The 12,591-nt window shown below is 64.7% G+C and carries 8 protein-coding genes; 1 reads left to right on the top strand and 7 read right to left on the bottom strand.

Annotation, left to right across the window (positions count from 1 at the left end; genetic code table 11):
* Positions 1 to 130 precede the first annotated feature (130 nt).
* The 4 genes from B5G20_RS09960 to B5G20_RS09945 all read right to left on the bottom strand — a co-directional run bounded on the left by B5G20_RS09960 (position 131) and on the right by B5G20_RS09945 (position 6,081).
* On the bottom strand, positions 131 to 481 hold the full coding sequence (locus tag B5G20_RS09960) for an Hpt domain-containing protein (RefSeq protein WP_087356762.1): 351 nt from the start codon (positions 479 to 481) through the stop codon (positions 131 to 133).
* A 119-nt stretch (positions 482 to 600) separates the two neighbouring features.
* Positions 601 to 1,677: an HD domain-containing phosphohydrolase gene (locus B5G20_RS09955; RefSeq protein ID WP_087356761.1), complete on the bottom strand. Its 1,077-nt coding sequence runs from the start codon at positions 1,675 to 1,677 to the stop codon at positions 601 to 603.
* Positions 1,670 to 2,896 (bottom strand): GGDEF domain-containing protein, encoded by a 1,227-nt coding sequence (locus B5G20_RS09950; RefSeq protein WP_087356760.1) that lies wholly within the window; start codon positions 2,894 to 2,896, stop codon positions 1,670 to 1,672. The genes B5G20_RS09955 and B5G20_RS09950 overlap by 8 nt, the downstream gene beginning before the upstream one ends.
* Entirely contained in the window at positions 2,893 to 6,081 is a 3,189-nt protein-coding gene (locus tag B5G20_RS09945; protein ID WP_087356759.1) for a hybrid sensor histidine kinase/response regulator, read from the bottom strand. The genes B5G20_RS09950 and B5G20_RS09945 overlap by 4 nt, the downstream gene beginning before the upstream one ends.
* Positions 6,082 to 6,392: 311 nt before the next feature.
* Between B5G20_RS09945 and B5G20_RS09940 the strand changes: the two genes are divergently transcribed.
* Positions 6,393 to 7,568, top strand: coding sequence for an ATP-binding protein (locus B5G20_RS09940; RefSeq protein WP_087356758.1), 1,176 nt, complete (start codon positions 6,393 to 6,395; stop codon positions 7,566 to 7,568).
* A gap of 445 nt (positions 7,569 to 8,013) precedes the next feature.
* On the opposite strand, the gene B5G20_RS09935 is transcribed toward B5G20_RS09940, so the two are convergent.
* The 3 genes from B5G20_RS09935 to B5G20_RS10400 form a co-directional block, all read right to left on the bottom strand.
* A complete protein-coding gene (locus tag B5G20_RS09935; protein WP_143750273.1) occupies positions 8,014 to 8,709 on the bottom strand; it encodes a DUF4143 domain-containing protein in 696 nt (231 codons plus the stop codon).
* A gap of 304 nt (positions 8,710 to 9,013) precedes the next feature.
* The gene (locus B5G20_RS09930) at positions 9,014 to 9,538 is read right to left on the bottom strand and encodes a hypothetical protein (protein ID WP_087356756.1); all 525 of its coding nucleotides are present in this window, start codon (positions 9,536 to 9,538) and stop codon (positions 9,014 to 9,016) included.
* A 15-nt stretch (positions 9,539 to 9,553) separates the two neighbouring features.
* Positions 9,554 to 12,591 (bottom strand): MBG domain-containing protein (locus B5G20_RS10400; RefSeq protein ID WP_204207783.1); only part of this gene is annotated, 3,038 nt, incomplete at its 5' end.

Below are 12,591 nucleotides of genomic sequence, written 5' to 3'. Positions count from 1 at the left end.
ATCATCCTGATTATGCCGTTTTGCGCCGCATTTTGACATCCAAGGAGTGCCAACACGTCGCCTTACACGCTCGCACCGTATGCGCTATTACTTTTTCGACCGCAAAAATGGCCACGGTCACGGGCACGACCTAGAGACCGCAGGTGTTGATGGCGTCGACGATTGCCTGGTAGGCGGCGGCCACCTCGGGCACCATCGCGCGCGCCGCCGGCCAATCGTCCGCGCGGATGAGCTCGCACTGCCGCGACGTCAGCTCGTAGAGGCGCGTCATGGAGAGGTTTCCGCTCACGCCCTTGAGCGCGTGCGCCGCCTCGAGACCGGCCACCGGGTCGTCCGCCGCGGCCGCCGCCTCGAGCTTCTCCATGGTGTCCTCTTTAAGAAACGTCCCTAGCAGGCGCCCGAGCAGGGCCTCGCTACCCATCATGCGGTCCAAGGCATCGGCCGTATCGAGCCCCGCAGCATCCAAAATCGCTCGATCCATTGCAACCTCCCATATCGCAACTATGTTGTGCCCAAGCAGCCGGGCGGTAACCCGTCGCGGTGCCGTGGCGTCGCGGCGCGCGGGCGAGACCGCTTCCGCTCCGACACGCCTCCCCGCAGCTACGACAGCCGCTCGTACAGCGCCGCCAACTCCGGCTCCACCGCAAAGAAGCTCTCCAGCAGCTTGGGGTTAAAGGCGCCGCACTCGCCGTCGGCGATCATACGCAGCGACTCCTCGCGCGTAAACGCCGCCTTGTAGACGCGCTTGCTGGTAAGTGCATCGTACACGTCGGCGAGCGATACCACTTGCGACCAGATGGTGATCTGGTCGCCGACCAGACCATCGGGGTAGCCGCGACCGTCCCACCGCTCGTGGTGGTGCCGCGCGATATCCACCGCGTAGCGGTACGCGCCGAGCCCGCGCATCTGCGGGATGCTCTCCAAGAGCTCCGCCCCCTGCACCGTGTGCGTCTTCATGACCTCAAACTCCTCGGGCGTGAGCCGCCCCGGCTTGCAGAGAATCGCGTCGGGGATGGCGATCTTGCCCACGTCGTGCATGATGGCCGCGTGCGCGATGTCGTCGATGTCCTCGTCAGAGAGCCCCTCCCCCATCGAGGTGCGCGTGAGCATGAGGTGCGTAAAATCGTGAATCCGCCGCACGTGGCCGCCGCTCTCGCCGTCGCGAAACTCGATGGCGGTGGAGAGCGCCTCGATCATGCCCACGTTGAGCTCGATGATCTGCTGGGCCCGCTCCAAGAGCTCGAGCCGCTGGTCCTCCACGGTGTTGCGCAGGCGCTTACGACTCTCACAGAGCTCGATCACCGAGCGCACCCGTCGCGTCACCACAAAGGGGATGATCGGCTTGACGATAAAGTCCATCACACCCAGGCGGTAGGCCTCCTCCATAACCGAGGAGGTGCGCTCGGCCGTGATAAGAAAGACCGGCACGTGCTCCAAAAAGCCCGTGGGCGCCAGGCGGTGCAGCACCTCGATGCCATCCACGCGAGGCATCATGATGTCGATCAGCAGCGCCACCACGTGGTTGCCGTCGCTCATGAGGTAGTCGAGGCACTCCTGCCCGTTGGCCGCCTCCGCGACCTCGTACTCAGCCTCAAACAGGTTGCCGATGATAGCGCGGCTGATCGCGTCGTCGTCTACGACAAGGATTGTGCCGGCCTTGTGCTTAGCGTCACTCATTGGCGGTCACCTCCCGATCTATTGTAGAGGCAGGATTGGAGTTTGAGGCAGGTTGCGCCGAGACCTGGTCGGCGCGGCGCTCGCACGCGGGCTCCTCCGGCTCAAAACGGTGAACTGCAAAGGCGCCCTTGCTCGCACGTTTGACCTCGTACAGGGCCTGGTCGGCCTGGCGCACCAACGCCTCGTAGGTGATAGAGCGTGCCGCGGACGGCCCCACCAACACCACACCGGCGCTTGCGCTTACCGGGGCGCCGAGCAGGCGCCCGCCGCGCACGCGAAACATCTCGAGCACGCGATTCATCTTGCTCTCTACCACGAGCGGGTGAGAAAGACCCACCGCAACCACCATAAACTCGTCGCCGCCAAAGCGCCCCACCGCGTCCGTGGCGCGAAACGACTCGCGCAGGACCTCGGCCAAAAGACGCAGCAGTTCGTCGCCCTCGTCGTGGCCAAACTGGTCGTTGACGTGCTTGAAGTCGTCGATATCCACCATCACGGCGGCAATGCCGCGCGAGCGGCCCGCCCGCTCGATTGCGCGGCGCGCGGCGCTTACGAGCGCCCCCTTGTTGAGAAGCCCCGTGAGGCCGTCGATCTCCGAAAGCTCGCGGTAGCGCTCGCGCGCCTCAAAGTCGCGCAGGCGGAGCTCCATCGCAAGCTGCGAGAGCGCCGCCGTTACGGCAAAGCCCACCACCGCAGAAAAGGCGTCGACATGCGCCACCAGCTCGGGCTTGAAGATAAACGACAGCACCATCAGGGCGACCTCGGCCGCCGCGGCCGTCCAGACCGACCAGCCCCACGGCGTGGCCACGAGCACCGCGAGGGCGATGGCCGCCGGCTGCACGAGCGAGCCGGGAGCAAGCGGCGAGAAGACCGTGTCAATAACCACGAGCCACCCGAGCATGATCGCCTCGACCGCCAAGCAGAGCACCGCTCCCGCATAAGGCCGGCGCTTGACCCGGGGGCCGAGGACCGTCAGGGCCACGATGAGCCCTATCGCGACCGAAGCGAAGACGACGTGCACCGCCGAGGGGCTCCACCACGGCAGGAGCCAGCACGCGATGGGCGTGAGCACAAACCCGAGCCCGAGCGCGATGAGGCAGGCCAGGCGGAGATTGCGCACGTTGAGCTCGGTGACCTCGGGATAGGCGCTGGTAAAGTACGCACGGCGGCGCGCGAACTCGGTGCGCAGGCGGGCTATGAGGCTGTCGGCGCGCCTCATGATGCTGGCTCCTCGGGGGCGGTGGCGGGAGCTGCCGGCGCCGGGTCGGCTGCGACGGGGTCGGGGTCGGTCGTCGCGCCACCCGCGCCAACCGCCGCGACGCCCGAATCGGCCGCTGCGCCACTGGCAGCGGGGGCCACGGAGCCGGCATCGCCCGAAGATGCGGCCTCGGCACTGTCGGCGGGGCCACCCGCGCCGGTCTCACCCATGGCTGCAGGGTCGGCGGCGTCGACCGCCGCCTCGGGCCCCGTCGCGCCGCCCTCGGCGGCACCAGCGCTCTCCCCCTCGTGCGCCACGATGAGCTCAGCGAGCGTCTGGCAGAGCAGCGCGAAGTCGATGGGCTTGGACACGTGGGCGTTCATGCCGGCGGCCGTGGTCGCCACGATGTCCTCGGCAAAGGCGTTGGCCGTCACCGCGACAAGCGGGATGTCCTGCGCGTCCGGCCGCGGCAGCGCGCGAATGGCGCGGGCAGCCGCGCAGCCGTCCATCTCGGGCATCTTCATGTCGAGGAGCACCGCGTCAAAGTGCCCCGGGGCCGCCGCGCGAAACGCCTCGAGCGCCTCGCGCCCGTTCCAGGCCTGCTCGACCTCCACGCCGGCCATGCCGAGCATCTCGGCCGCGATCTCCATGTTGACGGCGTTGTCCTCGGCCAGGAGCACGCGCTTTCCGTTGAGCGTGGCAAGTAACTCCTCCGCCGAGGGCGCCGGGGCGGCAACCTTGGGCGTGGCCGACGCCGCCGGGTGCGGCCCGACGGCCGGCTCGGACGCCGGACGGGCCGGCGAGGGCGCTTGGCCCGCAGCGGCCTTGCCCGCCGCAGTGCCGTCGGCACCCGCGGCACCCGCACCGGCATCGCCCGCAGCGGCAGCCGCCCCGGCACCGCCAGCGCCGTCAGCCCCCGCGGCACCGGCCGCCTGCTCGGCCGCCGGCCCGCCGTCCGCCGCCGCGCCGCCCGCATCGTCCCGCACGACCACAAACGGCACCGTCACCACAAAGGTGCTGCCCACGTCGACCTCGCTCGTCACCTCAATCGTGCCGCCCATCTGCTCAATGAGGTTCTTGGTGATGGGCATGCCCAGGCCCGTGCCCACCTGCTGCACGGTGCCAAAGCGCTGCTCGCGCGCATAGAGCTCAAAGAGGTGGCCCAGAAACTCCTTCGTCATGCCAATGCCCGTGTCGGCCACGGTGATGCGGTAGCTCGCCGGATGGCTGGAGCCCGCCTTGCCGCTGCCCACGCCCGATGCCGCGGCCGAGCCGCCGCTCAACTGCTCGGCACGCACCGTGATGCGGTCGCCGGGGTTGGTGTACTTGACCGCGTTGGAGAGCAGGTTGTTCATCACCTGGCTCAGGCGCACGGGGTCGCCCATGACCTCGGTATCGTGTAACGCGAGCTCCATCTCAAAGTGCTTGCCCTCGCCCTCGGCGCTCAGGCGGAACGGCTCGGCGCAGTCGGTCACCACCTGCGCGAGGTCCATACGCTCCGGGTTGAGCGAGACCGAGCCCGTCTCCATGCGGGAGATGTCCAGGATGTCGTTGATGAGCGCGAGCAGCTGCTTGCCCGCCTGCCTAATGCGTTCGAGGTAGCCCCGCGTGCGTTCCGGCTCGTCCGCGTGCTGCTCGGCGAGCTCGGTCAGGCCGATCACCGCGTTGAGCGGCGTGCGCATGTCGTGGCTCATGTTGTTAAAGAACGCCTGCTTGGACTCCATGCTCTGGCGCGCGCTCGAGAGCGCCTCCTCCAAGAGGTGGCGCTCCTGGAGCTGGCGCTGCTTCTCTTGGTCCACCACGCGGAAGCACAGCACGACCTCTTCGGGCGCCAGCGACTCGTCGTAGAGCACGCGCACGTTCACCCAGCGGTACTCCTCGCCAAAGCGGCGCATAAAATCGCCGCCGTAGTCGCGCACGCGCCCCGCCACCAACTGGCGGATGTTATCGGCCGAGAAGCTCTCCTCGAACTCCTCGAACGTGTCGCGCTCGATCACCTCGGCCGCCGTCCGCAGCAAGTCCCCGTAGGGACCCTTCTTGGGGATGCGCCGGCGCACGTAGTCCGAGCCCTTGATCATCTCGTAGGTGCCCTCCTCGTAGTTTACGAGGTAGATGGCGTAGTAGCTGTTGCCGAGCACGCGCACCGTTTCGTTGGTGCGCTCCATGGTCTTGGAGCGGCGCGCGTCGCGCAGGGTGAGGAGCCCCAGCACCACGATAAAGATGACCACCATAACGCCAAAGACCACGTACACAAAGGTGAGCTGGCCCAAGATCACCGCGCGCGGCGAGGTTACGATGGAGTACCAGCCGTTATCGAGCTGGGTGTAGTCCACCACGCGCTCGCGGCCGTCGAGGTCGGTAACGGTGGCGTCGGCCGAGTCAAAGTCCCCCTCGGCGATGCGCTTGGCGAGCGTGCTGACGTAGTTGTCGATACCCTCCTCGTTGGCGAGCGAGGTCTCGCGGTAGAGGAGCTCACCCGAGCCGTCGCAGAGAAAGAACGAGGCGCCCTCGGGCAGGTCCTGGCGCGAGAACTGAAACTGGAAGTTTCCGGGGTAGAGGTCAAAGGCGAGCACGCCTGGGGCACCTTTGCAGGCCTGCGCCACGGTGACGATGGGCTGCCCGGTGATGGCGTCGGTGTAGACGTCGGTAAAGATGGCCTCGCCATCGGCCGCAAGGGCGGCGCGGTACCACGAGCGCTCGTTGAGGTCGAAGGCCGGGTCGGCAAGATCGGATGGCGAAGTGGTGGCGTCGGCGTCACCCGCGGCGTCGGTGCCGCCCGCGGCGTCGGTGTCGCCCGCGGCGTCGTCCGCGCTGTCCCCCACGCTCGTACTCCACTCGGCCGCCGTGAGCGGCGTGCCGTCCACCACGCCGTAGACGTTGATGGACTCGTCGCCGAGCACCGTGCGCAGGCGGTCGCAGTACATGCGCACCCACTCCTCGAGCTCCTCCCACGAGGCGCCGTTCTCCATGCGCACGTCCATCGATTCCGTGCCAAACTCCAGCAGTGAGCGGTACATAGTGAGCGAGCTGTTGACCTCGGAGGCGTAGTAGCGCGAGAGGGCGGTGTTGGACTCGTGCGCGTTGGTGAGAAGCGTGCTGCGCAGCACCGCGCCGCCGGCGAGCGAAAGCGCCACAAAGAGCCCGAGCAAAACGAGCCCGAGCCGCATGCGCGCGAGCTGCTTGGCAATCTTGCTGGTGCGCGTCATAGTGTGCGCCCCCTCCCGCCCCCTACCGCGGGGCCACGGCCGGCGCAGAGCCCGCTACGGGCACCGCCGCCAGCGGCGACGACTGGTATCTAGATTGTACGGTATCGCGTGGATAAAGATGTGCCCCCGCGCCGGTTGTTTCGGGGCGGGGTTGGCACAATTTACACCCGTCCCCAAGTGCGCCAACCACGCGCGTCGTCGACTTCACGCCTCGGGGAAACCCGCTTTTCCCGGCATGCCCGACCGCCAAAACCCATCCGCAATGCGCACTTGAGGCCGCGCTTGCGCCGTTCTTTGGGCTCCCCTCCACCATGGGGTCGTTTGCCTCATGGACGGACGCCATCGACTACCTGGCCGAACGAGCGGCAGAAGAACGGTTTGTCTTCATCTTTGACGAGTTTCCCTATGCGGCAAAACGCAACGAAGCGCTCCCCTCCATTCTCCAGGTTGCCATCGACCGCAAATTAAAGACCACCAACCTGTTTCTTGCGCTTTGCGGCAGCAACCAAGGGCTCATGGAGAGCCAGGTGCTCGGCAAGAAGAGCCCACTGTACGGCAGGCGCACCATTCAGATCCGTCTGCAGCAGCTCGGCTATCTTGATGCGGCAAAAATGCTGCCCGGCGTTAGCCCGCAAGAGGCGTTTCGATTCTACGGATGCTTTGGCGGAGTGCCCTACTACCTTGAACTTGTCGACCCCGCGTTATCGCTGCGTGAGAATCTCGCGCGGCTTTACTTTGACCGCATGGGCTTTTTGTACGACGAACCCTTTGGCTTGCTGCGCCAAGAGCTTGCGGAGCCAGCGCTCTACGGCTCGGTCTTGCGCGCGATTGCAGACGGTGCAAACCGCCAGAAAGAAATTGCAGACCGCACGGGCATTCCCCGAACAACCCTCCCCGCCTACCTCAAAACGCTCGAAAACCTGGGCATTATCGAGCGGGTTGTGCCCTTTGGCGACAATCCCAGCACAAGCCGGAAAAGCCTCTACCGCATGCGTGATGCGTGCTACGACTTCTGGTTTCGCTTTGTAATGCCCGTTGTATCTAGCATCGAGTCCAGGCTTGGCCCGGTGGTGGCGCGCGAGCTGGACGAGGCGCGCATCACCGAGTACCTTGGGCGCCGATTTGAGCGTCTGTGCGCCGAATGGCTTGTGCGCGAGGCTCTGGAGAACCAGCTCCCCCTGCCCATTGCATCTGTGGGAGCGTGGTGGGGAACAAACCCCGCCAAACGCGCGCAGGACGACCTTGATGTGGTGGCGGCAGATATAGCAGGCAAACGGCTCATCATCGGTGAGTGCAAGTATCGCGAGACGTTTGACGAGTCAGCCGAGTTTGCCGACCTTGAGACCAAGCGCGACCTTCTGAGCGGGCGCCATGCCGAGTATCTATACCTCTTCTGCAAGCGCCAGCCCTCTGCCGGCACGCTGCGCAAATGCGCCGAGCATACCGATTGGCGGATAATCACGCTCGAGGAGATGTACGAGGCCTAGCGAGGGCTGAAGCCCAAACGCACCGCTGAGGACAAACCCAACCACCGCTACCTCGCGCGGCGCCGTGGCACCAAAGGGGTTGAAAGGAACACATCCCCAACTGACCCGCTGCCGACTGCCCTCTCTTTTTGCGGTTTTTCCGGCCGCCCCAGCCATATTTGCCGATTCGTGTAGTTTTAAGCCAATCCTATTTGCCAGTTTGTGTAAAACCGCAGGTAAACATCAGTGCGGCAAATCGGGTACATGGTGACTCATTTTGGGACGGGGTTGTTTTAACCACTCTCGTGAATGACTGAAAACACCCCCGTCCCAAAAATGAATCGTCGGCGCAGCCGAATTGGACTGCGATTTGCAAATCATGTATCCGAGATACACGATTTCCAAAATTTCGTGTACCTAAAATACACGTTTTGTAAGCGCGCGAGCTCTTGTCCTCGCACCACACCTACGATACCGTCACGCAACCGTCCCCCACGGCAAATGCCGCATAGAGCGGAAGCTCGTGGATTTCTTGCCCATTATCCCCATCTGACCTGCCAAAATCTCGCTCCGAGAAACGGATGGCATACGGCGAGCGAGCATGCTCCATGAACGTTGCCAGTGTGCGCGCCCTTACATTGCGCGCAGACTTAACTTCCACCGGAACAACCCGCGCACGGTCATCCTGCAGCACAAAGTCGAGTTCACCGCGCGACCCCCACGCCGACGGCGGAACCCAGTAATACGTCTGCAGGTCCCGCGCGGCAAACGCCTGCATCACAGAGTTTTCGGCCAGTGCTCCACGAAAATCCGACGAACCCGCAAACTCCTCTGAGCCCTCAACCTCGAGCCACAGCCGCGGATTAACCGCGCACTTGTAGAACATGAGACCGGTGTCGGCAAGATACACCTTAAAGTAACTTCCCTCCTCCAGCTCGAACGGCACGAGAGGGGCCTCGGTGCACTCCGTAAGCTCGTTAACGGTCACCATACCGGCGCCAGCAAGCCAATCAAGCGGCTCGAGAAGTTTTGCGCGTCGCCCACCACGTTCCACCTCGGAATACTTGAATTTTTTGGTAGACGAGCGGAGCAGCTGCGCCGGGATGCTGCGCCAAAGCTTGCGCGCAGCGAGCGCATTGATGCCGTTCTCAGGATCGGTCATGTCGGCCGTATATATCTGGTCAACCTCGCGCTGCTGTACGCGCGCCTCGTCGATCTCTCCGGTGCGCGCATACTGGCGTGTTATCCGTTGGTGCCGATACTCCCGCCATAGTTCGATGCGGAATCTCCCTATGCTCGCGATGGACGCGAGGGACCGGCGCGGCACAACTCACTGATTGCAAAATGGGTCACTTTGAACACGTCCCCAAGTGACCCATTTTCATGGCACAAAAAAGGCGGCGGCCGGGTGTGCTTCCCGGCCGTCGCCCTTTGGGAGTGGGGACAGGTGCCCCGTTGCGACGACGCTACGCGATCAGCGCTGCGAGCTCGTCGCGCGAAGAGAACGTGCGGGTCTCGCCCGTTGCCACGGTGACCACGTCGCCCTCCCACGTCTCGTTCTCGCGGTTGCCGTCGTCATCCGTGCGCGTGGGCTTGAACGTGTCCGTGTGGATCACGTAGCGCCAGTCAACGCGCTCGGCATCGTCCTTCTGGTCGGGCGGGGTCATGCGCGAGAAATCGTATTCGAGCGCGCCCAGCACGGCGGCAATGGAATCCGCCGCGTTGGAGCCGGCCGCCACCGAGCGCATGCCGCTCTCGGAGTTGTAGTAGCGGCCGTCCGCCAGGTAGACCGTGCGCACCGCGGCGCGGCGCTTCTGCTCGGAGCGGTACACGAGCACCGCCCCCGCCGCGATGACGACCCACCAGGCGATGCTGATGACGAGGTCGAGCGGCGAGTCGATCTTATCGAAGCCGAGCCAGAACCACAGCCACAGCAGGAAGACCGAGACGACGGCGAAGACGACCGTGAGTGCGATGTTGGACTTCTTCATCTCTCTAAACCTCCCTTACGCGTTCCGGTTGTCGGGGTCGAGGACGTCCTTCTCGTAGCCCTCGAGGTCGGCGGTGAACTTGCGGCGGTGGATCACGGCGCCGAGGTAGTATACGGCGCTGATGACCAGGCCGACGAGCATGAGCCAGTGGACCCAGCAGTCGCGGTCCTCGCGGCCCGAGGCGAGCGGTGTCTCGTCGTCGGAGATGCGCTCGGTGCCCGCGGCGAGCGGGGTGGCCTCGTCCTCGATGGCCTCGGCCGTGGCGTCGGTCGCAGCGGCGGCAGTGCCGTCAGTCGCAGTGGCCGGGGTCGGAGTCGCGGTGGTGCCGGCGCCGGGGTTGGTACCCGTGCCGCCACCCGGGTTGGTGCCGGGGTTGGTGCCGGTGCCGCCGTCGCCCGGGGTTGCCGGGGCCGGGGTGATGGTCAGCGTGCCGGGGATGACCCTCAGCGTGTAGTTGCTGGCCAGGAAGCCGGTCGACGGGTTGTCGGCAAGCTGCATGTCGCCCTGGTTGATGGCGTAGCTGCCCACAGCCTCGCCCGCGTCGCGCACGTGGCCGGTCTGGAAGCTCCAGCCCGCGACCTCGCCGGGGACGGTGCCCTCGTAGCTCGAGGTAAAGGTCGGGTCGGCCGTACCGGCAACCTTGGTCTGGTTGTCGATCGTGAGGACGATCTCGCGCGGGGTGATCTGGTAGGTGCGCGTGACGGTGCCGGCGTAGTCGCCCATGCCGGTGATAGTGACCTCGATGGTGCCCGTCACGTTGGTGCGGTCGGCCTTGCTGTACGTGACCGCGTAGTCCTTGTTGAGCACGAGCTTGTTGCCTTGGGCGTCGCGGACCGTCGGCTCCCACGTGTGGTCGGCGCCGTCGTAGGTAAGGTCGGACGGCGAGTCAACCGTGGCGCCGCTGTAGAACGGCTGCTTCGGGTTCTCGGGGTTAGGCTCGTTGGGATTCGGGTCGTCCGGATCGGGGTTGCTCGGGTCGGGGTCACCGGGGTTGATCGACTGCGGGTAGACCAGCAGGGTGCCGAGGTTGAGCTTTACGTCGTAGTTGGTCGGCTCGGTGTTGACCCAGCCGTCGATGCGCACATGGTTGGCGCTCACGTCCGCCTCGGTCTGGCTGCCGTACACGGTAGTCTGCACCTGATCGTCGTCCATGAGGCCCTCAACCGTGGCGCTGTCCTCGCCCGTGGTGAGCGCGGTGCCGTCGTAGAGCTTGCTGGCGCTCGGTGTGGAGATGATCAGCTCAACAGGAGTGATCTGGTAGCTGCCGGAGACCTCGCCACCGTAGTTGTTGACGCCCTTGACCGTGACCTTCACCTTGCCGGCGTTAACCGTATCGTCACCGTAGACGAGCACGTAGTCGCCGGTCTTGCCGCCGTCGGTGCTCTGGGTGAGCACGTTGCCGTTGCGGTCCTTAACCGTTACCGGGAGTTCCTGGCTCTTGCCGTTGTATTCGGTGTTGCCGGGCCACTCGACCGTGATGCCGGTGTAGAACGGCTGGTCCGGGTTCTCGGGGTCGGGCTTGCTGGGATTCGGGTCGTCCGGATCGGGGTTGCTCGGATCGGGGTCACCGGGGTTGACCGACTGCGGGAAGACCTGAAGGATGCCGAGGTCCTCACCCACGATCTGATAGTTGCCGCTCTGAGCAGTCGCCTCGGTTGCACCCTCCTCGCCCGCGAAGACGATGGCGTAGGTGTTGTCGGTCTGACCAACCGCGGTAATGGCGCCCGTGGTCTTGAAGTCGACCGTTTCACCGTTCTTCAGGCCAGTCACGCATTCCTCGGCGGAGCCAGGCGCCTCAAGCGGCGTGCCGTCGAAGACCTTAGCAAGGCTCGGAGTGGTGATGGTGAGCGGAGCGGCGGTCACCGTGAGCGTAGCCTCCACGGGGTACGAATCCTCGTAGTTGGGGTTCACGGCCTTGACCTGCACGTCGAGCGTGCCGACGTTGGTGATGCTCGGGGCCTCATCGGTCCACGTGGTACCACCGTCGGTGGAGTACATGAGCGTGGATCCCTCGGCAGGGGTAGCCTCGGCGGTGAGCGTCAGCGCCTTGCCATCGTAGACCTTGGTCATGTCCTCAGCAGTAGAGGTGATCTTCGCAACCAGATCAGTGGACTTGGCGATGTGGAAGTCGCCGGGCCACACGTCGTAGGTGTAGTTGCCGTTGAGCGTGCCGTCCTTGACCGCTGCGGTCAGGACGCCCTCGTAGGTGCCGGCACTCTCGACTTCCGCGTTGGTGCGGCTGTAGGCGATGTCGCCCAGCACGTCCTGTTTGCGCGTGAGCACGTTGAGGTAGAGTGGCTGATCGCACGCGCCATCGTTGTAGAGCACGACCTTGCCCTGGAAGTCAGGGTCGTCCTCGCCGTACACCTTGGCGTTGTTGCTCACCACGATCATGGCCTTAGCCGGGTTGATGGTGTATTCCTTCGTGATCTGGCCCTTGTAGTTGCCCTTGCCTTCGACCGTGACCTTTGCAGCGCCAGCGTTTACGTCGTCAACATAGGTGAGCTTGTAGTCAACGCCCTCCTCAAGCGTAGCGATGACATTGCCGTCGGCGTCAAGGCGCTCAACCTTGACGGGCGACTGCTGATGCTGACCGTTGTAAGTTACGTCGGCCGGCTGGCTCACCTGCACGTTGAGGTAGGAATCCGGGTCGTCCGGATCCTCCGGGTTGATGGTCTGCTGTGTAATCTCAAAGTCGCCGGGCTCCACCGTGAAGGTGTAGTTGCCGTAGAGACCGTTGAGCTCTTCAGCAGTTTGACCAATGGTCAGGACATCCTCGTAGTGATCAACACCCTCTTCCTCGTTAGTGCGAATTACGCTGAGGTTGATATCGCCAAGTTCACCCTCGACATGGTTGGTCATGACGGCATCATCAAACGCGGGGTCATCCTGGCCAAAGACCTTGCTATCGTCAGCAACCGTAATGGTCACCGGGCGCTTGTTGATCTTGAACGTGTCGGTGGCGTAGATCTCGTCGCAGTTATTGGTGGCGGCCCAGGTGGCCTTCACCATGTAGTCGCCCGCGTCGGAGGGCTTGTCGCCGGACCACGTCT

Origin of the sequence: Collinsella sp. An7, assembly GCF_002159335.1 — a bacterium.
Lineage (GTDB): Bacteria > Actinomycetota > Coriobacteriia > Coriobacteriales > Coriobacteriaceae > Coprousia.
The sequence above is the reverse complement of the archived record's forward strand: the minus strand, read 5'-3'. Positions and strand labels throughout refer to the sequence as shown.

Bases quoted from the DNA above. Each gene is read 5' to 3' on its own strand.
- B5G20_RS09960 (WP_087356762.1), bottom strand. From the start codon at position 481: ATGGATCGAGCGATTTTGGATGCTGCGGGGCTCGATACGGCCGATGCC.
- B5G20_RS09935 (WP_143750273.1), bottom strand. From the start codon at position 8,709: ATGACCGATCCTGAGAACGGCATCAATGCGCTCGCTGCGCGCAAGCTT.
- B5G20_RS09940 (WP_087356758.1), top strand. From the start codon at position 6,393: ATGGGGTCGTTTGCCTCATGGACGGACGCCATCGACTACCTGGCCGAA.
- B5G20_RS09955 (WP_087356761.1), bottom strand. From the start codon at position 1,677: ATGAGTGACGCTAAGCACAAGGCCGGCACAATCCTTGTCGTAGACGAC.
- B5G20_RS09945 (WP_087356759.1), bottom strand. From the start codon at position 6,081: ATGACGCGCACCAGCAAGATTGCCAAGCAGCTCGCGCGCATGCGGCTC.
- B5G20_RS09930 (WP_087356756.1), bottom strand. From the start codon at position 9,538: ATGAAGAAGTCCAACATCGCACTCACGGTCGTCTTCGCCGTCGTCTCG.
- B5G20_RS09950 (WP_087356760.1), bottom strand. From the start codon at position 2,896: ATGAGGCGCGCCGACAGCCTCATAGCCCGCCTGCGCACCGAGTTCGCG.